General features: G+C 52.0%; 31 protein-coding genes. 18 read left to right on the forward strand and 13 right to left on the reverse strand.

The window, feature by feature from the left end:
• Position 1 precedes the first annotated feature (1 nt).
• Together SIC18_RS11445 and SIC18_RS11450 are read right to left on the reverse strand one after the other, a co-directional pair.
• Entirely contained in the window at positions 2 to 697 is a 696-nt protein-coding gene (locus SIC18_RS11445; RefSeq protein ID WP_413429679.1) for an AhpC/TSA family protein, read from the reverse strand.
• 298 nt (positions 698 to 995) lie between these two features.
• The gene (locus SIC18_RS11450; RefSeq protein ID WP_245407346.1) at positions 996 to 1,190 is read right to left on the reverse strand and encodes a hypothetical protein; all 195 of its coding nucleotides are present in this window, start codon (positions 1,188 to 1,190) and stop codon (positions 996 to 998) included.
• A gap of 179 nt (positions 1,191 to 1,369) precedes the next feature.
• Between SIC18_RS11450 and SIC18_RS11455 the strand changes: the two genes are divergently transcribed.
• Positions 1,370 to 1,738 carry a hypothetical protein gene (locus SIC18_RS11455; protein ID WP_413429680.1) on the forward strand — a complete coding sequence of 123 codons (369 nt, stop codon included), beginning with the start codon at positions 1,370 to 1,372 and terminating at the stop codon, positions 1,736 to 1,738.
• Positions 1,739 to 2,028: 290 nt separating this feature from the next.
• Here the strand turns inward: SIC18_RS11455 and SIC18_RS11460 are convergent, their stop codons facing one another.
• The gene (locus SIC18_RS11460; protein ID WP_256381404.1) at positions 2,029 to 2,151 is read right to left on the reverse strand and encodes a hypothetical protein; all 123 of its coding nucleotides are present in this window, start codon (positions 2,149 to 2,151) and stop codon (positions 2,029 to 2,031) included.
• 26 nt (positions 2,152 to 2,177) lie between these two features.
• Between SIC18_RS11460 and SIC18_RS11465 the strand changes: the two genes are divergently transcribed.
• Positions 2,178 to 2,426, forward strand: a complete 249-nt coding sequence (locus SIC18_RS11465; RefSeq protein WP_413429682.1) for a DUF1651 domain-containing protein — start codon at positions 2,178 to 2,180, stop codon at positions 2,424 to 2,426.
• Positions 2,427 to 2,478: 52 nt separating this feature from the next.
• Here SIC18_RS11465 and SIC18_RS11470 read toward each other — a convergent pair whose 3' ends face one another.
• Together SIC18_RS11470 and SIC18_RS11475 are read right to left on the reverse strand one after the other, a co-directional pair.
• Entirely contained in the window at positions 2,479 to 2,748 is a 270-nt protein-coding gene (locus SIC18_RS11470) for a cupin domain-containing protein (RefSeq protein ID WP_413430547.1), read from the reverse strand.
• A 22-nt stretch (positions 2,749 to 2,770) separates the two neighbouring features.
• Entirely contained in the window at positions 2,771 to 4,093 is a 1,323-nt protein-coding gene (locus SIC18_RS11475; RefSeq protein ID WP_048346789.1) for a Rieske 2Fe-2S domain-containing protein, read from the reverse strand.
• A gap of 215 nt (positions 4,094 to 4,308) precedes the next feature.
• Here SIC18_RS11475 and SIC18_RS11480 point away from each other — a divergent pair, with 215 nt between their 5' ends.
• Positions 4,309 to 4,710, forward strand: a complete 402-nt coding sequence (locus SIC18_RS11480; protein WP_048346790.1) for a DUF1499 domain-containing protein — start codon at positions 4,309 to 4,311, stop codon at positions 4,708 to 4,710.
• A gap of 185 nt (positions 4,711 to 4,895) precedes the next feature.
• Here the strand turns inward: SIC18_RS11480 and SIC18_RS11485 are convergent, their stop codons facing one another.
• The gene (locus SIC18_RS11485; RefSeq protein WP_413429684.1) at positions 4,896 to 6,032 is read right to left on the reverse strand and encodes an NAD(P)-binding protein; all 1,137 of its coding nucleotides are present in this window, start codon (positions 6,030 to 6,032) and stop codon (positions 4,896 to 4,898) included.
• Between SIC18_RS11485 and SIC18_RS11490 the strand changes: the two genes are divergently transcribed.
• Both SIC18_RS11490 and SIC18_RS11495 read left to right on the forward strand, forming a co-directional pair.
• Positions 6,031 to 7,023 (forward strand): bestrophin family ion channel, encoded by a 993-nt coding sequence (locus SIC18_RS11490; protein ID WP_413429685.1) that lies wholly within the window; start codon positions 6,031 to 6,033, stop codon positions 7,021 to 7,023. The two genes, SIC18_RS11485 and SIC18_RS11490, sit on opposite strands and share 2 nt — an antisense overlap.
• A gap of 57 nt (positions 7,024 to 7,080) precedes the next feature.
• Positions 7,081 to 8,454 (forward strand): NAD-dependent succinate-semialdehyde dehydrogenase, encoded by a 1,374-nt coding sequence (locus tag SIC18_RS11495; RefSeq protein ID WP_413429686.1) that lies wholly within the window; start codon positions 7,081 to 7,083, stop codon positions 8,452 to 8,454.
• A 63-nt stretch (positions 8,455 to 8,517) separates the two neighbouring features.
• Here the strand turns inward: SIC18_RS11495 and SIC18_RS11500 are convergent, their stop codons facing one another.
• A complete protein-coding gene (locus SIC18_RS11500) occupies positions 8,518 to 9,201 on the reverse strand; it encodes an SDR family oxidoreductase (RefSeq protein WP_413429688.1) in 684 nt (227 codons plus the stop codon).
• A gap of 105 nt (positions 9,202 to 9,306) precedes the next feature.
• Here SIC18_RS11500 and SIC18_RS11505 point away from each other — a divergent pair, with 105 nt between their 5' ends.
• Entirely contained in the window at positions 9,307 to 9,573 is a 267-nt protein-coding gene (locus SIC18_RS11505; protein WP_048346794.1) for a hypothetical protein, read from the forward strand.
• A 107-nt stretch (positions 9,574 to 9,680) separates the two neighbouring features.
• Here SIC18_RS11505 and SIC18_RS11510 read toward each other — a convergent pair whose 3' ends face one another.
• Entirely contained in the window at positions 9,681 to 9,857 is a 177-nt protein-coding gene (locus tag SIC18_RS11510; protein ID WP_071841260.1) for a DUF4278 domain-containing protein, read from the reverse strand.
• 163 nt (positions 9,858 to 10,020) lie between these two features.
• Positions 10,021 to 10,614, reverse strand: coding sequence for a hypothetical protein (locus tag SIC18_RS11515; RefSeq protein ID WP_157028585.1), 594 nt, complete (start codon positions 10,612 to 10,614; stop codon positions 10,021 to 10,023).
• Between the two features lie 503 nt (positions 10,615 to 11,117).
• Here SIC18_RS11515 and SIC18_RS11520 point away from each other — a divergent pair.
• The 3 genes from SIC18_RS11520 (at position 11,118) to SIC18_RS11530 (ending at position 13,023) form a co-directional block, all read left to right on the forward strand.
• On the forward strand, positions 11,118 to 11,645 hold the full coding sequence (locus tag SIC18_RS11520; protein ID WP_413429690.1) for a hypothetical protein: 528 nt from the start codon (positions 11,118 to 11,120) through the stop codon (positions 11,643 to 11,645).
• A gap of 416 nt (positions 11,646 to 12,061) precedes the next feature.
• Entirely contained in the window at positions 12,062 to 12,322 is a 261-nt protein-coding gene (locus SIC18_RS11525; RefSeq protein WP_350223245.1) for a TIGR02450 family Trp-rich protein, read from the forward strand.
• A 44-nt stretch (positions 12,323 to 12,366) separates the two neighbouring features.
• Entirely contained in the window at positions 12,367 to 13,023 is a 657-nt protein-coding gene (locus tag SIC18_RS11530) for a class I SAM-dependent methyltransferase (protein ID WP_413429692.1), read from the forward strand.
• Between the two features lie 248 nt (positions 13,024 to 13,271).
• Here SIC18_RS11530 and SIC18_RS11535 read toward each other — a convergent pair whose 3' ends face one another.
• Entirely contained in the window at positions 13,272 to 14,804 is a 1,533-nt protein-coding gene (locus tag SIC18_RS11535; RefSeq protein WP_413429694.1) for a phytoene desaturase family protein, read from the reverse strand.
• 10 nt (positions 14,805 to 14,814) lie between these two features.
• Positions 14,815 to 14,988 carry a hypothetical protein gene (locus tag SIC18_RS11540; protein WP_413429695.1) on the reverse strand — a complete coding sequence of 58 codons (174 nt, stop codon included), beginning with the start codon at positions 14,986 to 14,988 and terminating at the stop codon, positions 14,815 to 14,817.
• Between SIC18_RS11540 and SIC18_RS11545 the strand changes: the two genes are divergently transcribed.
• Together SIC18_RS11545 and SIC18_RS11550 are read left to right on the forward strand one after the other, a co-directional pair.
• Positions 14,987 to 15,676 (forward strand): SIMPL domain-containing protein, encoded by a 690-nt coding sequence (locus tag SIC18_RS11545; RefSeq protein WP_413429697.1) that lies wholly within the window; start codon positions 14,987 to 14,989, stop codon positions 15,674 to 15,676. The two genes, SIC18_RS11540 and SIC18_RS11545, sit on opposite strands and share 2 nt — an antisense overlap.
• Positions 15,673 to 16,209: a rhomboid family intramembrane serine protease gene (locus SIC18_RS11550; RefSeq protein WP_048346798.1), complete on the forward strand. Its 537-nt coding sequence runs from the start codon at positions 15,673 to 15,675 to the stop codon at positions 16,207 to 16,209. Before SIC18_RS11545 ends, SIC18_RS11550 begins: the two co-directional genes overlap by 4 nt.
• Here the strand turns inward: SIC18_RS11550 and SIC18_RS11555 are convergent.
• Positions 16,194 to 16,418, reverse strand: coding sequence for a hypothetical protein (locus SIC18_RS11555; protein ID WP_048346799.1), 225 nt, complete (start codon positions 16,416 to 16,418; stop codon positions 16,194 to 16,196). The genes SIC18_RS11550 and SIC18_RS11555 overlap by 16 nt on opposite strands.
• A 213-nt stretch (positions 16,419 to 16,631) precedes the next feature.
• Between SIC18_RS11555 and SIC18_RS11560 the strand changes: the two genes are divergently transcribed.
• Positions 16,632 to 16,847 (forward strand): hypothetical protein, encoded by a 216-nt coding sequence (locus tag SIC18_RS11560; RefSeq protein WP_048346800.1) that lies wholly within the window; start codon positions 16,632 to 16,634, stop codon positions 16,845 to 16,847.
• 52 nt (positions 16,848 to 16,899) lie between these two features.
• Here the strand turns inward: SIC18_RS11560 and SIC18_RS11565 are convergent, their stop codons facing one another.
• Positions 16,900 to 17,106 carry a hypothetical protein gene (locus SIC18_RS11565; RefSeq protein WP_413429699.1) on the reverse strand — a complete coding sequence of 69 codons (207 nt, stop codon included), beginning with the start codon at positions 17,104 to 17,106 and terminating at the stop codon, positions 16,900 to 16,902.
• Positions 17,107 to 17,156: 50 nt separating this feature from the next.
• Between SIC18_RS11565 and nth the strand changes: the two genes are divergently transcribed.
• From nth to SIC18_RS11595, 6 genes are all read left to right on the forward strand, one after another.
• Complete coding sequence (gene nth, locus SIC18_RS11570) at positions 17,157 to 17,810, forward strand: endonuclease III (protein WP_048346801.1); 654 nt, start codon at positions 17,157 to 17,159, stop codon at positions 17,808 to 17,810.
• 58 nt (positions 17,811 to 17,868) lie between these two features.
• Complete coding sequence (locus SIC18_RS11575; protein WP_048348234.1) at positions 17,869 to 18,105, forward strand: high light inducible protein; 237 nt, start codon at positions 17,869 to 17,871, stop codon at positions 18,103 to 18,105.
• A gap of 62 nt (positions 18,106 to 18,167) precedes the next feature.
• Positions 18,168 to 18,437, forward strand: coding sequence for a hypothetical protein (locus SIC18_RS11580; RefSeq protein WP_048346802.1), 270 nt, complete (start codon positions 18,168 to 18,170; stop codon positions 18,435 to 18,437).
• Between the two features lie 82 nt (positions 18,438 to 18,519).
• Complete coding sequence (locus SIC18_RS11585) at positions 18,520 to 19,053, forward strand: hypothetical protein (protein ID WP_048346803.1); 534 nt, start codon at positions 18,520 to 18,522, stop codon at positions 19,051 to 19,053.
• Positions 19,054 to 19,875, forward strand: a complete 822-nt coding sequence (locus SIC18_RS11590; RefSeq protein ID WP_413429702.1) for a PfkB family carbohydrate kinase — start codon at positions 19,054 to 19,056, stop codon at positions 19,873 to 19,875.
• Between the two features lie 157 nt (positions 19,876 to 20,032).
• Positions 20,033 to 20,176 carry a hypothetical protein gene (locus SIC18_RS11595; RefSeq protein WP_413429704.1) on the forward strand — a complete coding sequence of 48 codons (144 nt, stop codon included), beginning with the start codon at positions 20,033 to 20,035 and terminating at the stop codon, positions 20,174 to 20,176.
• Positions 20,177 to 20,218 lie beyond the last annotated feature (42 nt).

Here is a 20,218-nt window from a genome sequence, read left to right on the forward strand (position 1 = left end):
CTCAGTGCTTACTCTCCAGCCAAGGATCAAGAAAAGTAAGCGGCTTATTCATGGTCTCCGAGAAGCCCAAGATGCCCTGGTCGCGGTGGACGTAGAGAACGGAATCATCCTCGTCCAGCAGAAATGTGCCGCCTCGCTGCGTGAGATAAGCGTTGTTGGGTACATAAGTACCCCACTTCGTTAGCACTTCATTCATGTTGCGAAGACGAACCGTGGCGAGCTCGAACGGACGCTGGAACCCGTCTCCCCCAGCCAGGCGAAACAGGGGAGAGTCTTCAAAACGGGCGGGAGCATTGCGGTCTCCCGTATATCCCCTGAGAACTTCAGCAAGAGTGCCAGGGGAACCAATCCCTGCACACATCAACAGAAGCGATGGCCAAGGGCCTCCAGCAGCTTGAAGCCCTGGTGATAACCCAACACTGCGATGCAGGTCCGCATCGGGAACCACCCGAAGCTGAGACCTTGGAAATCCTGTAAAGACGCAAAAACGATCAGCGCCTGCTTGATCGCCAATCGCAATGGCCAACGTCTTGATCCCTTGAGTCTCCAAACGAGACAGTGCAGGCACAAGGGCTTGGGCATATTCCATTGAGTCGAAATCACCCAGCTGAGTGAACAGCAACACCAAACGCTTGGAGCCTGATTCCATGCCAGGAATTTGCTGGAGATAAGCGCGTATGGCTTCTGGTGCTTTCATATTGGATCCAGCCTTAACGGAGTCATTCGACACTGAGATCTGAACCCTAATCAAAATTGGATCCGATCTCCTGATTTAAAAAGTCCATGCACCCACTTAGGACGTAGAAAAGATCATGGGGAAGAGTAATCAATTGCTGATTGCACCATCCACAGCAACCTCAAAAGGTTCGGGTATATAGCGTTTGACTGATCAGGTTTGAATCTTCCTAAACACAAACGATGGCCTCTAGGCATGGCCAATTTGCAATGAATTTGATTGCTGCAATCCCTTCGACTGTGCTGAATCGGAACCAGTCTCAAGACAGTGATTGGGGCTCATCACTTCGTACTCCAAAATCCGAGATCATCGACAGGATCGCTTCTTCAATCTCTAACTCTTCTAACCGCCATTGCTTGGAGGAAGCATTCGGAATTTCAATGCGCTTGTAAATGTGACCATCGGTCACGAGGTACTGGCTGGGATGAACCATGTTTTGAGAGGTGACGATCAAGGAGAGGCCTCCATCCACATTCCAAATCTGATCGGACCATCCAGTGTGTCAAAGGGTTTGTCTTGGGGAGCACATCAAGAGTGGCGGCCCCCTCCCTGCCACCAGCCACGCTCACAAGCGATGGTGGGCGGACATTGAGGACTGAGAATCGTGAGCTACAGAGCGATGATGACCCATCCATGAATGCAGCATTCAGCATGAAACCCCAACATCTTTGCCTTCCGCTGCTGCTGCTTGCGCTGGGAGTATCCGGCTCTGTTCATGCCAGTTGCGACTCCTTTTCAACGCAGCTGAGCAGGATTAATGCTGAAGAGAAAGAGTCCTTCAAAAAAGCGCGAAAAAAGCACATCCAAAAGAAATGTGGACCTCAAAGCCAATCCTGGATCGGAGGAGCGGCAGGCTCCAGGCGATTTGAATATTTAAATTGCAAACTCAGTGCGAGGAATAGCGAAGCATTCAAAAAAGAATGGGCTGTCAATGCTGCGACTTGGGAGGCCGAGCGAGAGAAAGTAAACAGTGAGCGCCTCTCTTTAGGTTGTCCTGAATGATTGATTGATTCCACAACACCAATACAACAAACCAGTTCAGCATTCCGCCTCCATAAGGCCGCCTGATGGACTTGATCAAACGGAAGATGCACAACCTGGGGGCTGATTCACCGTCTTAACCACGAGGAGGTCGGTGGTAAGCGCGGTGAGCTCACAGCCCCAGACCTAGCGAACGGCAAACACCAGGTTGGCCCCATCGTCTCGACAAGGAGCTAACGGGTACTGGCTCAAGCACTCTCCGCTTCCCAGACAGACATATCCGCAATCGAGCGAGCAAGCCTGATTCAGCTTTAACCAGCAACAACCTCGGCATTGACGCGCGCGACCAACTCAACTAGAACATCTGTACCAGCGACAGACTCTTGGCTCCGAGCTCGCCCTACGCCACTTTCCAGGCTGAAGCGTGGATGCATCACTCTGTCATCAGCCCTCGAAAGACATGCCACACCAGGACTGGATCCAGGACCCCAACTCCACTGACACGAAACGCTTCCACACCGACGAAAAGAGCTGGAGCCGTGATCCATACGTCTTCGTGGATTCAGGGCGACCTCTTTCAGGTGACCCTCCCTTGTTGAAGACGCGTGTGCATTTGAGCCAGCAAACAGCTGATCAACTTTGGCAAGAGCTCGTACGCGTTGGATGGAGGCCCTGCAGCCCACAGTGGAGCCCAGACTCAGACATCTGAGCTTCTTCCCATACCAATCAACACTGCATTCGGAATGCGTCTTGCGAGGCGTTTAACCGAATTGGTAATGCTTGCGAACAGGTTGGTGAACCTCCCAAGTGCAGCTCATTCCCTTTGGAAACACAACAAGATCTCCAGCCCCAAAGCGGACGGGCTCGCCCCCATCCGGGGTCACCGTCACGTCCCCGTCCAGCAACAGACAGGTTTCACTCTGGTCGTACGTCCAGGGGAATGTGCTGATGTCGCAGCCCCAAATCGGCCAGTCGCGCAACCCAAGAGCCACGATCGTGCTCTCGGGACAAGGCGATGTGACGCTGATCATCGTGCTCATTCAGCAGACTGTCTCAGATTCGCTGATTTCGGGGCGCCTGACCATCCCCAACGAGCAATCCACGCTGCCAACGTGATGTTTGTCGAAGCAAAAGTCCGCTGAAGCCAGCAAGACCGACACCCAACCAAAGCAGCCAACTCAACTGACCGGCTCCCATCAACACAGCAGACAGCCATAGCGATCCCCAAAGCCAAGGCCGTAGGGAGCGAATACGACGCAGAGCAACCGAACAGCTGCGACAGTGCTTGGTATGACTGTGATATCGGTCCATTAAGGCTTCCACATCTTGACGAGGTGGAAGCGGTCGCCCCGCAAAGGGTCCACCACCTTGGCGGTTGACCCAGCGATGCAGGGCCTTGACATATAAATCGGCTGAAGTTGGGAGGACAAAGGCCTGTTCAGCAGCAGCACTACCACCAGCGGTTTCAAGGACCCGTTCTTGCCAGTGCAGGAATACCTGATCGTCTTCCAGGACCTTGTGGTTCCCGATGTGCTGCAACCAGCGAGGCCGCAGTCCCACCAAGAGACGAGGAGCAGCTGCCTTGAACTGAAAGGGAAACCGAGCAAACAAGCGACATTTGCCTGGGCTGATCGGTACGGCGTAAACCACCGTCAAAATGCGCGCAAAACCCTTGGCCGTGAGGTCGTGCCACATCAGCTGGGGAGCTCGAAAGTGCGTGTCCTGTGAGCCGAGCTTTCCCTTGCGAGGACCTTCCTGCCAAAACGCTTCAAACCCTTGCGAGTCCTCGTGGGTAATCACAGCATCCACGGGAGAGGCATTCTCCCTTTTGCCCACGGTGCGGTGATGGGTGAAAGGAACATGACTCACATCCAAGACATTTTCAAGAAGAGTGAGGGCATCCATCGGCAAATCGCGGAAGGTGTCCTGCACAATCCAGCCATCCGCCCAACCATCTCCCTGATCCTGAAGAACGGGAACTAAAGGAAGTGCGGCAGGGTCTGCCGCTGAAGGGGTGCCACTCCAGACAAACAACAATCCCTGACCTGTTGCTGTAGGCAAGCTCCCACAACCCGTTCGCTTTGATTCCGGGCGGCCTCGCTCCCCCATTTGCGGGATCGCCCGGCAAGTGCCTTGCCCATCAAAACTCCAACCGTGATAAGGGCATTCCAAGTGACCAGCCTCATTAATACGGCCTTCACTGAGAGGAACGAGTCGATGAGGGCAGACATCTTGAAAAGCCCTCCAGCGTTGGCCTGGGGCATCCCACCACAACACCAGGTCTTGCTCAAGGAGGGTGAATCTCTGGGGACGGGTCCGAACAAGATCGCGCAAATAGGCCACAGGCCACCACTGTTCACTCCAGCTGGGGTGCACGGCTACCTCACGACTGACGCCATGATCGTCGGATCATGATCCTTGACGTGAGTAGAAATGGCTTAACGAGCAGATTGGCCGTTCAGAACAAGTCAAGCTGACTCCAAAGCGAGCGATCCTTGAAGAAAGGAGACTGATAAGCCTGCCTTTGCAGTGCTCAATGCCATGACCATCTGCTCCCTTCAACCCTTGATCAACTCCTAGACACCTTTTCTATGGTCTTGACCGTTTTTTCATTCCTTCTGGCACTGTTTCATTTCGTCGGGCCGATGCCCAGCGATCTGGGCATCCATCAAGGTCAACTGAGTCCTTGCGAATCACCCGCACACTGCGCTCGACTTGAGTGGGAGCGAAATGATCCAATCGGAAGCCTGAACGAACTCACCAAAGTCATCCAACAAACCCCACGATCCGAGATCGTCGAACAGCGATCAAACTACCTCCATGCAACGGCCAGCAGTCAGATCTTCGGCTTCGTGGACGATCTAGAGCTCTATGCCGATACGGAACGTTCCGTTCTCCAGGCACGCTCAGTTTCAAGACTTGGAGAATCAGATCTTGGCGTCAACGCACAACGTCTTCGACGATTGGAGGCGGCCTTGTCTCAATACGAGTAATTGAAATCATGTGGTGTTCAATGTCATGAGATCACGTCGATCCGTGCACCTCGAACACAGACAGGGGGCGTCGTCATGAACGCTGATTGACGCATCAATGGAACGCCCACTAGAGCTGCTAATCCATTCTGAAATTGTTGTGATCAATGCTTGAGCAGAGCATCTTGATTGGGATCAGTCTTCTGTCAGACCAGTTGAGCGGCTAAATCAACAGCACTTTGCAGAGCGCCTTCCGCCATGCCAAAGCCTGGGCCAGCGATCCAATCTCCACAAAAGCCAACCGAGCTGGGCTCGCACCATTGAAGGGACTTGGGGAGGGGGTGATCGAGAGGCTGAGACGCTCCCCAGCGCATCACCCCCAAGGAACGGGCCAGAGGGAGTGCCTGAGCCAACTCGGGCCAAGGCCGCAATAATTCAGTCAGAGCCTTACGCTGACGTGATTCCTGTTCCAACAACAAACCTGGCTGGCTAGCTGGCGTGATCGGGGATCCGTCGTCGATGCCGTGGACGACTAAACCCAGCCTTTGATCGTGTTGACGATGGAGGACCATCCGTTCGATGCCAAACCTTTCTTGGGCATCAGTGGTCAACCAAATTTGTCTCGGGAGATGGTCGGTACAGCGAGGAAATTCGAGCATCAAATTCCAGCGCACCGATGCATCCATCTCAGATATTTGCGCGAGTGCGGTGTCCAATAAGGGATCGACCGTCAGAGGAACAGCCGAACGCAACGGAACATCGGGCCAACCCAACATCTCTAGAGACCGGGGATGGGCGAGAAGATTGCCTGTGACCACCAAAGAGCGCGCCCGACGCTGACCAGAGAAACACCACCATCCGCTCTCTCTGCGCAAGCGACTGATTCGTTCTCCAAATGCCCCTTGCGTTTTGGAACCTGCAGCCCGCATGAAAGCTTCGGGCACGGATGCCATGGTTGGCACACCACGAAAACGCGGCCCCTGGAGCAGTGGATGCTCTGGTGGGTCAACAAGACAACCCGTCTCACTCAACCCAACCACAAGTCCTAGATCGGGCTGGACAATCCCTTGATCCAGAAGAGGATTCCACAGTTCAGCAAGAGGCCCCTGCGGTTGTTGACTGAAGCTGAAACAAGGTGCTCCATGGTCAAGCCGCCAGATCACGTCATCCCGTCGACGCCTGGTCGACGCACGACCACCCGGACCTCGACCAGCCTCTAGTAGCAAGATTGTGCCGTCAAAACCGCGTTGGCGAAGCGAAGCAGCAAGACCAGTACCGCCAAGACCAGCTCCGATCACAGCAAGATCGACGTCGAGGTGCTGAGAATCAGCCAATAAGGTCATGTTTGTGAAGCGCCAAGGTCGCAGAACGATGTCAAAGCGAATCTTCAAAAACGCCATGCCCATTAAGTCTGGTCCCTACGGCGATCCACCGCGCACAGCGCGTCGGGACTACTTCGTTGTTCTGTTGCTGTTGCTATGGCGTATGCGCTACGACCTCTTGTTGTTAGCCGTAATTGGCACTCTGATCTTGACCGAAACAGTAGCTACAAATTGGCAACAAAGCGGCAGTTTAGTTTCAATTATGGGAATCACCGTCTCAATCTTTATAGGTTTTAGAAATACTCAGGCGATTGGCCGCTGGTGGGAAGCACGACAATTATGGGGTGCAATCGTTAACCAAAGCCGCAACTGGACAGACACCCTGACAAGCCTTCTTCCAGAAGAAGAGTTAATGAGCACTCACGGACGAAATCTAGTGCGTTATCAAGTTGCAATGGTTTGGCAGCTTAACTTTCAGTTAAGGAATTTTTACCATCACGATCTAAGGCGTTTCCAAGACTACCTCCTTGAAAACCTAGGAATGAAACCAACCACAACTCTCAGACAACTAGGAGAGGCCAGGGCAATTGCTGTTCGCGAATTATATGAGAACAATAAAATTGATGCCCGTGGAAGAGAACAATTAATGGACATTGCTAGGGCCACCGTAGATGCCATTGGTGGTCTCGAGAGAATTAGAAACACACCATTGCCTGCAAGCTACGACGTATTTGTCCGGATGCTCAGCTGGATCTTCGGTTTTCAGCTTTTATTAAACTTCAAAATGGATGGCACATCCTTTGTGGGAAGCATCACAGGGATCTTGCTGTTCCTAGGCTTTTTAATGGCAGAGCGCATTGGTGCCTACGTTGAGGGGCCTTTTGACGAAGATGGAAGCACATTTGCATTGCCTCTTAATGCAATCTGTCTAACGATTAGCCGAGACTTACTTGGAAACGAATCCGATTCATGCCTTCACCATTTTTCCAAAGATCCTGTTCGTTGGACATAAATCAGTTAAAACTGAGATAACAAGCCATAATTAGCAAAGTGTCCTCACCAGAGAAAGATGACAGAAGCAAAAGGACTTGAAGCAATTAATCCTGCCACTGGAGCAATCATTGCCACATATCCATGCATGCATCAAGAAGAGATCGTGCAAGCGATAGAGCTGGCGCATTCTGGATTCCAACAATGGAAACACTCTACTTTTTCCGTCAGGTCAAAAGCACTCACTCAGGCCTCACAGGCCTTGAAAGCCAACAACGTTGCCTTGGCGGAATGCATCACCCAAGAAATGGGAAAACCCATTCAGCAATCATTTGCAGAAGTGGAAAAGTGTGCCTGGGTCTGCGACTATTTTGCAACAAATGGTCAACAGCACCTATCTGATGAAACGATCAAACTCGATCACAAGACTGCAATCGTAACGGCACAACCGCTTGGAATTCTATTTGCAGTGATGCCTTGGAATTTCCCTCTATGGCAAGCATTCAGGGCGATTGCACCAGCCTTAATGGCAGGAAATACGCTCCTTCTGAAAGGTGCATCCAATGTGCCGGGATGTAGCAAGGCTATTCAAAACATCTTTGACAGCTGCGACATCCCTCAAGGCGTGTTCACGAATCTGCCTATACGATCAACGGATGCAGAACTGGTGATTTCCCATCCAAACGTGCGCGCTGTCACCCTGACAGGGAGCGAAGAAGCCGGTCGAGCTGTGGCATCGATTGCAGGTGCCAATCTAAAAAAATGTGTTTTAGAACTAGGTGGACAAGACCCCTACCTAGTCCTTCACGATGCAGATCTTGATTTAGCAGCAGAGCGTTGCGCAGCAAGTCGGATGCTTTGCTCCGGACAAGTTTGTATTGCAGCAAAACGATTAATTATTGTCAATGATATTTACGATCAATTCTTGAAACTTCTGCAAGAAAAATTGCACTCCTATGTCTTGGGGGACCCCATGAATCCTGCATTCAATATTGGACCATTGGCACGATTAGATCTACGGCAACAAGTTCATCAGCAGGTTGAAAAAAGTATTGAACAGGGGGCAAAACTTCTCAAAGGTGGCGTTGTCCCAGAACAACAAGGCTGGTGGTATCCCATCACCATCCTTGAAAACGTCAAACCTGGAATGCCTGCATTTGACGATGAAATTTTCGGCCCTGTGCTGAGCCTTGTGCGTGCAGACCATGACGAGCATGCGGTTGAACTGGCCTCAGAAACGCGCTTTGGGTTGGGGGCTGCTATTTTTTCTGCGAACACCGCCAATGCCCAGCGGATCGCCATCGAAGAGATTGAGGCAGGATGCGTCGCTATCAATGATTTTGTACGAAGTGATCCTCGGGTTCCCTTTGGCGGGATCAAAGACAGTGGTTATGGAAGAGAGCTAGGCAAGCTTGGCATCCATGAATTTATCAACAGCAAAAGTATTGTTTGAGCTTGATTGCCACGCAAGCGACTGAAACAATTAAGAGCGATTGAAAAGATGAGTAGCGACGCATCATCTCGTGGAATCAATACTCAATAACGCTTCGGAAAGAGAGATGATTGGTCGAGATGCATCGCTTGTTACTTCAAGAATCCTTCCGATCGAGGCCGGAGTATTCAATGCCTCCAAGCAACAACGAGCGACCAGACGTCTTGGGATGGAATCATTTTCCTGCTGATCGGGACCTGACCAGTACACACCCTCTACGTTAAGTGCTTCCTCTCTTTCACTAAGACCACCCGGCCTAATGACGGTCCAATCAAGGCCGCTATTCTCAAGAGCTTTCTCTCCAATTCGTTTCCAAACAAGAATCAAACCAAACAAGTTCAGGGGGTGACGCCAGCGTCCTGCACAAAGAGAACTCACGAGAATAACCCTGGATACACCAACTCTCAGACAGCTTTCCACCTGAGAACGCACGCCCAATGCGTCAACCCGCATCGGACCTAACAAGTCAATCGAAGGCCTCGCACCCGTTGCAATCACTAAGGCATCAACCCCTTTTAAGGCTGAATCCAAAGCAGTTGGATCTTGCAAGCTGAGTCGAACTTGCTCAGCATTCATGAGGGTGTCGGGAATCACAGAAGAAGACCGGACCAACAAACGCGGACGATCTCCAGAAGCCATCAACTCTTCAGCAACACGAGATCCTGTTTTTCCAGAGGCCCCGGTAATCGCAATCGTCCTGTTACTCATTCAAATCTCCTGGTAGAACCCCAGAATCCATGGGTTAACCGTAAACGAGAACTAAGATGAGTTGTGATCAAAAATGCATCATTCAGGAGGGAAACTGATCAGCCAATGAAATCCTTAACAACCATTGCCTTGCTATTGATTTCCAGCATTCATCCACAGCAAAGCCAAGCGATGACAGAGTGTGAGCTACTGACACGGGTCATGAATAATTTGGGAGCAAAAATGAGCATCAATCGATATGTCATCTCGAGCAAAAAAGACGAAGCTCTGATCAAGCAAGCAAGCAATGATCTCTCCGAACAAACAAAAAACTACAGAGCAGCTAAAGAACAATACAAAAAAGCCAACTGCAAAAGCATCTGGGACAACTAATCAATGATCACTCGATCGTACTCAAAGTGAACAAAAAAAAACCGATAACCAAAGGCTATCGGCAAAAGAATCAAAGAAATTAGACACTCAAATCAATCGAGCGTAACTTATTTGGAGTAAACAACGCCTCGATAGGTCAATGAGGGATGTTCTTGCATTTCAGCCCTGACAAGTTCACGGCACGTGTTGTAGTGCTCATGGCGGTAAGTCAATTCAACGCAAGCTTTAACGTTCGAGGGCTTACGGGTTTCGTAGGCCTGACCTCTGTAGTGAAGGGTAGTCATGATGTTCTCCGAGAAAACCCAAGTCCCCGTTCCTTGGCTTGGGCCGATCTGCGCCTCGCAAAAACGAGGTGAACGATGCAATGGGTAGCGGTTGCTACTGCACAAACATAGTGATCGGTCAAGAGAATCGGCGTTCACCTCGATACAAAGACACAAATCAGGATCAAAGGAAACCATTGGGATGGGTGTGCTGAATTTGCACCACATGACCTTCTCCATTCACACGGCAAAGCCAGGGGGCCTTGGCACGAGGAACATTGACGCGAACCGCAAAGCCCCCCTTATAGGGTTCAGTCCCAACGATCTGAAGCGAATCACGCCTTCGCCCAACCTGATTCGAGACCGCGCGAAGACATGTGGACTCTGCATGCTGGCGCTGATTTCCACCGCCATGGCCAGAGTGACCTTGAATCAAACTACCGATCAAAGCTCCTGCAAACGCTCCGATTGCAGCCCCCGTACTCGTCGAGGAAGAATTGTCATAGCTAGGACTCGGATCGTGCGCAGTTTCTAAACGAACAGCAAGACGCTGCGCTTGACCTCCATCGTTCCATGAAAAAACACTACTGTTTCGGCGATCACGAAATTGCGCGTTGTGTAATCCAGAAGACGTTTCAATTTGCAGCGCCTCCTTGGAAGGTCCGCGAAAGCGATAGACGGCGCCATTATCAAGCTTGATCACCAACACGGTGGTGCCAGCATTCACCTTTTGTTGACTGACGCAATGACCCTGAAATGTGGCAATACCACCACTCATCAATCGGCACACGCCTTGAGCACGAGCGATGGTCTTCGCAGAGACTCTTTCAGGCCCCAACAATAATTGTAGTGATGAAATAGTAGCCACCCCAGATACAGCGACACCAAAACAAACCAAACGCTTCATATCAGTCAAAAAAGATCACCACTCATTGGTAGCAAGACCTCTGGTTCATGGCCAAAATGGGCATCAACAGAAAGCCTTTCGATAGCAAGAGAGCATTCAATATGACGAGCCAAAACAGCTAATGCAGGAAGAGAAATCACTCAGAGCAAAACAACCGATGCACAAAAGGCTGAATCCCAATAGCCTAAAAAGACAAGGTATGATTAATTTAAGCCTAGAAGGCTAAATCAACTGACCAACAAAACTTAAAACCTTGGCAAAACACGATTATTTTCATACCAAAGCGCAGAGAAACCAACAGAAAATCCATGCATTTTCAAGCAATGCTTCGCATCATTCAAAGACTGTTTTTGGCAGCACCTTTGCTATTGATCATGAGCTGTGAGCCGGGAAATTCTGCAAGGCAGTCCAATAGCGCAGACAACATCAAACAACGCCATGCACAACAGTCAAAAATAATTGATCCTGGCCAAACCGGTCCAAATGCTGACCTCCTTCAGGGAAATCACGACGATTTTTCACTCAAAGCCAGGCGTCTTCGCAGCACCGACACAATGAGCAACAGCCAATGGGTGGTCGAATTATTTAAAGGGAGCAAACGCCTTGCCCTATGGCCTGCCATCAGCGGATACAACACCAATCCCACCGCCGACCGGCGTTGGAGCCCAGGAAATGGAGCAGCTCTGCCAATCGGAGACTATTTGCTGGGGCAGCCAGAGCCATGGGGAACAGACATCTGGTTGAATTTGCAGCCACAATTCAAAACAGACCGAAGTGGACTCGGCATACACCATTGCAATCCAGGAAGTGGATGTCTTTGCATTCCTAATCGCAACAACCTAGAAGCCGTTGCTGCATGGGTAAAAGCCACCGGGATCAATACGTTAACTGTTCAGAATTAAACAGAGCAAGACAATACATCACAACAACCATTAGCCAAAGACCCAAGATGGATCAACAGAAACGAATAAAAAAAGCCTTAACAAAGCCCATGGCCAAGACAGATCGAAATCATAGTGAAAACAATTCCGGCAAATACAAAAGCTTCAAAACCGATAAGACGAGAAGCCAAACTTTCTAACCAATCTGTTCAAAATAAATTCATAAAATACAATCATTCGAGCAGCTCCTTCTGCATTAAATTGTCGAAGACTAAATTCACTCAATTGAGCTGATTCTAAATACAAGCAGAATGCTCATAGCCTTGTGGCCTGACAAGCATCACAAGACCAATCACCTTCGCAGTAAATCCAACACTTTACGCTAAAGCGAATCCAAGCAGTTTCAATAATAACACCACTGAAATACAACGAATAACATGCCAGAGTCCCAACGTTTCAAAGAAGATCTCCACACCATAACCATGAGCTGGACCGTTGCTAAATGTTGGACAAGCGTTTTACCCCAGGAGGGCTACCGACATTTTCGCCTCATCCTTCAGGGCGGGAAAGGGCATTCACGATGGGTGGAACTAGAAGCAGTTCTTGATTCAAACGTGCGACTGCGCATCAACTGGAACGAACTCCGAAACCAAGAGATTTGGACCAGCGGTTGGCAACAGCTGCCACCAGAGGAGTGAGGTCTGACTCGCAGGGCAGCCAACAAACGCGCCAAAATAAAGGTATGGCAGTTCAAATTCTTACTGAGGATCAGCGATACAAGCTCGACCGCGAGCCTGATCGAATCTTTTATTCAGAACCACGCTTCGTCCAGCACTTAGACGAAAGCTTCAGGACACGTCTAACGGGCTTTTACAAAGAACATATTCCGTCTGGAGCTGTTGTCCTTGACCTGGGTTCGTCTTGGGTGAGTCACCTGCCAGAAGAGATCCATTACGAGCGAGTGATTGGCCATGGCATGAATGAAGCGGAACTCGCAGCCAACACAAGGCTCGACAGTCACTACGTCCAAGACATGAACCTGGATCCCACAATCCCTTTAAAGGATGCATCCGTTGACGCCTGTCTTGCTGTTGCTGCTTGGCAATACTGGACACAACCAGAAAATGTCGCGTCGGAGATGCTCCGGGTCACGAGACCCAATGGCACAGCCATCGTTGCATTTTCGAATCGGATGTTTTTCACGAAGGCTCCGCAGGTTTGGACCGATAACGACGACACGCAGCATCTCGACTACGTCGGCACGGTGCTGCAAGCCAATGGATGGTCTGACGTACGGGTGTTTGCGGAAGAAACAAAAGCCTCTGGGTTGATGGGACTGGTAGGAGGCAAAGGCGACCCATTTTTCGCAGTTGTCGCGCGCAAAAGCATCGACTCATGATCAAGACATGATCCACAAGACAATCAAAAATCTTGAGAGGAAGCTCAGCCTTCCAGCCCCAGCTCAAAACGAAATCACATCAACACAAACCCGTAGAGATTGGCTCAACAATCAACAAAATCAAGCTCATTATTTAAATTTGATTCTGATTTAAACCTTACAAATAACACATCAAATTCTCCTCTCTTTCAAGTCATTTTTCATTGCTGAGAAGCTGAGAGTTTTGAATTGTCAATCAGAACCTGCGCTTACAGGTCGAGCGCGCGAAGCAAGTCCCGCTGGGCCCTGCGACCGGTAATGGCGTGGGCTGCCATCGCACCACTTGCAGCCACGGGTGGAATACCAATCCCTGGGAAACAACTCGCACCACACTGCAAAAACCCCTCAAGAGGAGTGGTCACCCCAGGGAACAGCCCTTTCGATGCCGACAACGCAGGGCCATAGCTGCCTTGATGCGTGGATAGGTAATGACGGTGGGTAAGAGGAGTTCCCTCCATCACCACTTTGCAACGACCGCGGAGATCGGGAATCCGTTGCTCCAACACATCCCAAAACACCTGACAGCGTTGTCCACGTTTCTCCTGATAAGCCGGCGTTCCCCTCTGAAGACCAGCCCACATTGACCAGGGTTCATTGGCCGGGGTATAGGCATGAAGCACGTGATGGCCCTCAGGCGCCATCGTTGGATCGAGCACAGTTGGAATCGACACCACCACGGCATTGCGCTCAGAATCAATGCCCCGTTCCCAGTCACCAACCCAAACGGTATGGATCGGCAGATTCTCAAGACCGTTCGCATCAAATCCGAGATGAAGATGCAAAAAAGAATGACAACCAGGAGATGACAGCCGTTCCTGACGCCAAGCCTTTGCAGCCATCTCAGGCAACAAAGCCGCCGTACCCCAGGCATCCGCGTTGCTCACCACAACATCGGCGTGAAGCGTCTCACCATTGCTGAGCTCGACGCCGATGACACGATCACCGTCGAGAAGCAGCCGGGTCACTGTTGCACCAAGCCGCAAGCGGCCTCCGTATGACTCCATGCCGCGCACGAGTGCGTTCACGACGGCCGCACTGCCTCCGCGCGGAAAATCAAGACACGATTCAGGGTCAAACCATTCACCAAACAAAGTGGCCATCGCGGCTGCGTTGGTGTCAGCCATCGGCATACCGCTGATCAAAAAACAGAGCAAATCAACCCAGTGGCGAAGAAATGGGTCCTGGAGATGACGATCAACTAGAGGCCCGAACGCACCACTGAGATGGCGGATGGCTGGCAAATGCTGAACCAGTCGTCCACTACGGCTCAACAGAGAACCAATTCCATCCACAGATGCCGGTAACGCCAGCAATGGCAAGGCATCTGCTGCTGCTGCAATCGGCTGCAACACGGCGGTGAAACGCTGCCACTCAGCCACAGCCCCAGGTCCACGCAGCCTTTCCACCACGCGTTCGAAGCCATTTCCTCCAACACCAACACGGAGATGTCCTTCTGGAAACAAGACATCCCAATCCTTGTAGGTCAAGACATCCAGTGGCTGATCCAACGCACGCAGAATTTGAGCAAGGGGATTACTGCTTGGCCAACGTGACAATCCACTCCAAAGGGATGGGCCAGATTCGAAGTGATAGCCCTGTCTTTCAAAGCCATGAGCAGCGCCGCCTGGCTGGCTATGGGCTTCTAGAACCAAAACATCCTTTCCAGCCCGGGCAGTGAGACCGGCACAGCACAAGCCGCCGATCCCGCTTCCAATCACGATCACCTCAGCACTTTTTGGCATCAATCACCAATCAGAGATCCGAACTCGGGTCATAGCCAGTCACAGCTGTGATCGCGAACAACACCTCCCAATCAAAAGATCGGTTGAAATGGTTCAAAGCACCAAGGTCCATGCCAGAACAATCCTCCCCAGGCCAAAACCAGCTGTCGCTATGGCGTCGAACGCCTCCCCTGGTGTTGCCCATGGTGGTGCTGAGCTGCGGGCTAGTTGTCGCCGGAGCTGTTGCTGTGAAAGGAATTCGAACCGCAACAGACACCGTGACCGTGACCGGTGCCAGCACTGAAAGGTTGCGCAGCGACTATGCCGATTGGACCGTGACCGTGAGTGGGAATGGTGTGAGCCAGCAGCAGGCTTATCAAAATCTGCAACCCGATTTAAAGCGCACGCTTGCATTTCTGCTCGATGCTGGCATCCCAGAAAGCAGCACCCAACTCACTGTTTTACGGACTGATCGCAACGATATTCGCAACCGTGTGACCGGGATGCTCACCAGCACCGAGTGGACGGCACGTCAATCCATCCACGTTGGCAGCTCAGATGTGGCCTTAATCCGCAAGGCATCAAACAAAATCAGCAACCTGATTGGCGACGGTGTGTCATTGGCCATTCAGCCTCCGGCTTACACCTACACAAAACTGGCCGAAAAACGTGTCGATATGCTGGCCAAAGCCACCGCTGATGCTCGAGATCGAGCGATTGCGATCGCGAGACAAGCGGGCTCCGGCATAGGAGCGATCACCAATGCCGACACAGGCACCTTCCAAATCACCGTGCCGAACTCCACAAAAATGGGGAGTTATGGCTCCTATGACACCAGCACCATCGACAAAGACATCACCGCCGTGATGGGAGTGACGTTCAGAGTGCAGTGATCATTCTTCCCTTAATCCTGTTAGGTCTGTCCTGGCTGCAGGAAGGCATCGACCAACTCCTGCTGGGCGGACGCTGGAATTTGGCGATGGGGCCCGGCACTCCTTGGTGGACCCTTCTGACCGCTCCGTTCAGCCATGGAGATCTTGGTCACCTGATTGGGAACAGCATTGTTTTTCTCCCGCTCAGCTATCTCGTGCTGTTGAAAAGCCTGCGCGGTTATGTAGCGGTTTGGATTGCCGTGATTCTTCTCGAAATTCCGCTCTGGTTGTTTTGGCCGGTTGGCAGTCACGGGCTCTCAGGAGTCGTCTACGGACTCCTTGGCTACCTCGTTCTGATCGGATTTCTTGAACGCAGACCGCTAGCCATCGCTCTAAGCGTGATCGCCGTTGCCTTGTACGGAAGCGCCCTGCCTGGATTGCTGCCTTGGGCCTCACCCGCGGGGGTGAGCTGGATTGGTCACGCGAGTGGATTCATCGCTGGCCTTTTGGCAGCCGGAGCTGTGTCACGGGAGCCTCATCAGCCGTCGGCTTGATCCTCAGCCGATTTGAGAAAGCGACCTGATAGTCGAACCGCCAAGACAGAGCAAGCGGCTCCATAGCCGATAAAGGTGGCCACTTGACCAAAAGATCCCATCTCGTAAACCTCCCCGCCTAACAACACCCAATCAACGAGTGATGAGGCCACACCCCACACAACAACCCAAACCGAAACGTAGAGAATCCCCCTCACGGCGGTGTTCACGGCAGCTCCTTTTGAAAATGCTTGTTCGATGAGACGCTAGGCCAACCATCAATCCAAGTCCTTCAGGACTGATGGGATCGCTGATCACTGAGCCTGATCACTCATTCCTTTCAAGATGCATTCTTCAAAGCTTCTTGAAGCAACCTGACAACCATGCTTCGTGTCGCTAAGACCTTGGCGTACTCACTTTGATCGAAGCAGAAAGGCTCCCCTATGTCTGAAGACAATCAGCAGCAACCTGTCGTGATCAAGCAAGGAGGCGGCGGCACTGGAATTGGACTGGTTCTGGCGGCATTAATTCTTGGAGGTGCGCTGGTCTACGCCGTCACCATTTGGTCAAACACACAGAAAAGAATGATCGAGGCGCCGAGAGAAACGATCCAGAAAGGCGTGGACACCATTAAAAAAGCGATTCAGCCTGACTCTTAGAAGTCAATCTCTGACTGAATTGAGGAGGGGGCATGGAGTCAAAGATCAGGCTTCACCCTCCCTCGATCGATTGCTGCCGACTGTGATGGCGATAGAGATCGCTGTCTCCATCGTCTTCCGGCTCAGAGTTCTCATGGGGCGCGCGGGGTTCAGCCGCTTCAATCCGCTGTTTAGGGATCACAGCGCTTTCTTCTCTAGCGATCGCACGCTCATAGGCCGAATTGGCCTCTGATAAGCCATCGCTACGAAGAGATGCCATGGCCTCAAAAGCAGTGTGGCCATGATGGCAGTCCTGCGACTCGATGACCATTGCTCAGAAAAGAGCGTGCTTCCCATCTGCTCCACCGCCTGGATGAGCACTATCCAGATCCACCCATTCCTCTCGATCACAGCGACCCTTTCAGCCTGCTGATCGCAGTGCTCCTTAGTGCGCAGTGCACCGACAAAAAAGTCAATGAAGTCACACCAGCCTTATTTGCTGCTGGTCCAACACCAAGTGCCATGGCGGCTTTGACGGAAATGGAGATTTTCGGTCACATCCGCCAGCTCGGGCTTGCCAAAACCAAGGCCCGAAACGTGCGCAAACTCGCTCACCTCTTGACCACGGTGCATGGGGGGATAGTGCCGAGCAGCTTTGAAGAGCTCGAGGCACTGCCGGGCGTTGGCCACAAAACCGCCAGCGTGGTGATGGCCCAAGCCTTCGGAGTACCGGCGTTCCCCGTGGACACTCACATACATCGCCTGGCGCAGCGCTGGGGACTCAGCAATGGAGACAGCGTGGAGCGCACCGAAAAGGATTTGAAAGCACTATTCCCACCGGAACGCTGGAACAAGCTCCACCTGCAAATCATTTTTTATGGACGCGAGCACTGCACTGCTCGCGGATGCGACGGAACGATTTGCCCAATGTGCCGCGAGCTGTACCCGAAGCGACGAACACCAGTGATTTGGAGAAGGCCTTAAACGCAATGCTGCCCAACGTCAAATCTCTGTTACAGTTCGTTTCAATTGCATGACCTCCATGGAACGCACTCCCGCTAACGACGCCTGGTTCCAAGGCAAAGCAGCTCGCTCCATTCACGAAGATCAACTGAAGAAAGTTGAGCTCTTCAACGGTCGTGCGGCCATGATCGGTTTCGTCATCGGTGTGATCACTGAAGGACTTACAGGCCAGGGGATTCTTCATCAAATCGGCCTCGGCCCCCTCGTTGACGGCTACGTCACTTGCAGCGTTCAGACGCTCCCCTTCTGTTTCTGATCAGACCAGACAAGGCTTGTCAGCCCCCTAGCCTTAGGATTAAGGGCTGACAGTCCAAGCCAATGGCTCGAAAGCGGCGCAAACTAAGCAAAGACATGGAGGCCGAAATTAAAGCGGCCCATAAAAAAGTTGAGTTTATTTCCGCGTTAATTCGAGACATCCGAGAAGAAGACATTCAAAACGAATACGCCGAAGCCTTTGTACAGGTGCACGCCGCATGCACCCACCTCGCCCAGCTTTACGAGGCTGAGGGCATTACTGAAGAAAGTGAAGGAACACTGGTGCTCTACAAAGGTCTCCTTAATCAATTTGAAGAAGAATATGAGCTTTAGGACATTTTTATAATCTGGTCCTCTATCACTAATTTTTTTCTAAAAATCCGGTAAAACCGGCTTGGTTATTAGAAACAGATTGATGCCAAACAACGACGAACCACGCTGGTTCACGCTGGCAATGGCAAGCCGCTGGCCCCTCGCTGTTGTCATTGCGGCATGGTCAGTCGCTGTTGCTGCGATCCAGATTCTCCGCCAACCCATCCCGATCGGACTGCCCCTCGATCAGCCATTTCCAGTTCGCCTGGTTGGTGGAGTCACTGTTGACGAACTCAAGGCACCTATCCGCGTGAAAAGTGAAGGATCGATCGCCATTGAAGCTTCGACAAAACTCCCCATCGAAGCCTCTGAAGCTATTCCTGTCCAAGGCCAAGTGTCAGTCAGCAAACCTGTCTTGATTGATTCCAATCAGTCTCTTGAAGTCCAAGGACAGGTTTCAGTTGACGAGGTCATAGCCCCAGTCAAAGTGCAAGGTGTGAATGAAGGTCCTGTCCTTGTAGGAACATCCGACGAAGATCAGTTAACCGTGGGTGGAGCCGTATCAGTAACCGAGGTAGGCGGTCCCATCAATGTGCGCCTGCGCGATGCGGCGAAATCTGTTTTGCCGATTCCTTAAATGGCATCCCTTCCCGCTGATCTCACGCTTGCTGTTGTTGGGCACCTTGAGTGGGTTAATTTCCTTGCCGTTGATGCATTGCCGGCGCCTGGGCAGATCAGCCGTGCCCATCGCTCCCTAGAAGAACCGGCTGGAGCCGGAGCTGTCGTGGCTGTTCAACTGGCCAGACTGACGGGCCAAAGAGTGACCTTCTTCACGGCCCTCGGGGAGGATGAAATCGGCTTACGAAGCGAAGCCCGCCTGCGTGAGTTGGGTGTCACCCCAATTGTGGCCTGGCGGGACCAACCCACCCGACGCGGCATCAGCTTGGTTGATCACAGCAGAGATCGGGCGATCACAGTGATCGGAGAGCGACTGACGCCGGTAGCCAATGATCCATTGCCCTGGGAGCAGCTCGCCGATTGCGATGGGGTGTTCGTCTCGGCAACCGATCCGCAGGGCCTGAGGCTGGCACGAGCAGCCAAGGTTTTAACGGCAACCCCCCGCCTTCGTTTACCGCTTCTTCAAGAGGCAGGAGTCAGTCTCGATGCCTTAATCGGCAGCAATTTGGATCCAGGCGAGTCGATCGAAGAGGGTGCACTCACCCCAGCGCCAACCTTGCGGATCGCCACCGAAGGAGAGAAGGGAGGGCTCTTCAGTCCAGGGGGCCGATTTGAAGCCCAACCTCTCCCCGGCCCCCTGATAGAGACCTACGGATGCGGCGACAGCTTTGCAGCTGGCGTAACAGCCGGACTTGCTGCAGGAGTGTCCATCCCTGACGCGATCAAGCTTGGAGCCCAGTGCGGAGCGACCTGTGCAACACACTTTGGTCCCTACGCCTGAACCCCAAAACACAGCGTTCCAGCGGACTGGGAGAGGCTGTGAGTTGTACATACTCTCGAGAAGACAAGAACCACCGGAAAGACCGTTGCCATGTCTGATCTGAAGTGTCCCTTTAGCGGCCATTCAGGCGGCAACAAGCAGGGCATCTTCACCGGTTGTGATCGCAGCACTGGTGAATCACGCTGGACTGCAAGCCATTGCTGAGGTCTACGCCCAAAACGACGGCCAGGGAGGCTTCGTGGGGGATTGTGTAGATGCATGGGGCAAAGTGATGGAGCTCGATCGCTTGGATAGGTCTTGAGCGGAACTCATCGCTTTAAGCCCAAGCCACAAAAAAGCCCCC

Origin of the sequence: Synechococcus sp. Cu2B8-bc1011 (assembly GCF_047302735.1) — a bacterium.
GTDB lineage: Bacteria > Cyanobacteriota > Cyanobacteriia > PCC-6307 > Cyanobiaceae > Synechococcus_C.

Coding starts and splice junctions, on each gene's coding strand:
- SIC18_RS11445 (WP_413429679.1), bottom strand. CDS start 697: ATGAAAGCACCAGAAGCCATACGCGCTTATCTCCAGCAAATTCCTGGC.
- SIC18_RS11455 (WP_413429680.1), top strand. CDS start 1,370: ATGAATGCAGCATTCAGCATGAAACCCCAACATCTTTGCCTTCCGCTG.
- SIC18_RS11460 (WP_256381404.1), bottom strand. CDS start 2,151: ATGCATCCACGCTTCAGCCTGGAAAGTGGCGTAGGGCGAGCTCGGAGC.
- SIC18_RS11465 (WP_413429682.1), top strand. CDS start 2,178: ATGCCACACCAGGACTGGATCCAGGACCCCAACTCCACTGACACGAAA.
- SIC18_RS11470 (WP_413430547.1), bottom strand. CDS start 2,748: ATGATCAGCGTCACATCGCCTTGTCCCGAGAGCACGATCGTGGCTCTT.
- SIC18_RS11480 (WP_048346790.1), top strand. CDS start 4,309: ATGGTCTTGACCGTTTTTTCATTCCTTCTGGCACTGTTTCATTTCGTC.
- SIC18_RS11490 (WP_413429685.1), top strand. CDS start 6,031: ATGTTTGTGAAGCGCCAAGGTCGCAGAACGATGTCAAAGCGAATCTTC.
- SIC18_RS11485 (WP_413429684.1), bottom strand. CDS start 6,032: ATGACCTTATTGGCTGATTCTCAGCACCTCGACGTCGATCTTGCTGTG.
- SIC18_RS11495 (WP_413429686.1), top strand. CDS start 7,081: ATGACAGAAGCAAAAGGACTTGAAGCAATTAATCCTGCCACTGGAGCA.
- SIC18_RS11500 (WP_413429688.1), bottom strand. CDS start 9,201: ATGAGTAACAGGACGATTGCGATTACCGGGGCCTCTGGAAAAACAGGA.
- SIC18_RS11505 (WP_048346794.1), top strand. CDS start 9,307: ATGAAATCCTTAACAACCATTGCCTTGCTATTGATTTCCAGCATTCAT.
- SIC18_RS11510 (WP_071841260.1), bottom strand. CDS start 9,857: ATGACTACCCTTCACTACAGAGGTCAGGCCTACGAAACCCGTAAGCCC.
- SIC18_RS11515 (WP_157028585.1), bottom strand. CDS start 10,614: ATGAGTGGTGGTATTGCCACATTTCAGGGTCATTGCGTCAGTCAACAA.
- SIC18_RS11520 (WP_413429690.1), top strand. CDS start 11,118: ATGAGCTGTGAGCCGGGAAATTCTGCAAGGCAGTCCAATAGCGCAGAC.
- SIC18_RS11525 (WP_350223245.1), top strand. CDS start 12,062: ATGCCAGAGTCCCAACGTTTCAAAGAAGATCTCCACACCATAACCATG.
- SIC18_RS11530 (WP_413429692.1), top strand. CDS start 12,367: ATGGCAGTTCAAATTCTTACTGAGGATCAGCGATACAAGCTCGACCGC.
- SIC18_RS11535 (WP_413429694.1), bottom strand. CDS start 14,804: ATGCCAAAAAGTGCTGAGGTGATCGTGATTGGAAGCGGGATCGGCGGC.
- SIC18_RS11545 (WP_413429697.1), top strand. CDS start 14,987: ATGGTGGTGCTGAGCTGCGGGCTAGTTGTCGCCGGAGCTGTTGCTGTG.
- SIC18_RS11540 (WP_413429695.1), bottom strand. CDS start 14,988: ATGGGCAACACCAGGGGAGGCGTTCGACGCCATAGCGACAGCTGGTTT.
- SIC18_RS11560 (WP_048346800.1), top strand. CDS start 16,632: ATGTCTGAAGACAATCAGCAGCAACCTGTCGTGATCAAGCAAGGAGGC.
- SIC18_RS11565 (WP_413429699.1), bottom strand. CDS start 17,106: ATGGCATCTCTTCGTAGCGATGGCTTATCAGAGGCCAATTCGGCCTAT.
- SIC18_RS11575 (WP_048348234.1), top strand. CDS start 17,869: ATGGAACGCACTCCCGCTAACGACGCCTGGTTCCAAGGCAAAGCAGCT.
- SIC18_RS11580 (WP_048346802.1), top strand. CDS start 18,168: ATGGCTCGAAAGCGGCGCAAACTAAGCAAAGACATGGAGGCCGAAATT.
- SIC18_RS11585 (WP_048346803.1), top strand. CDS start 18,520: ATGCCAAACAACGACGAACCACGCTGGTTCACGCTGGCAATGGCAAGC.
- SIC18_RS11590 (WP_413429702.1), top strand. CDS start 19,054: ATGGCATCCCTTCCCGCTGATCTCACGCTTGCTGTTGTTGGGCACCTT.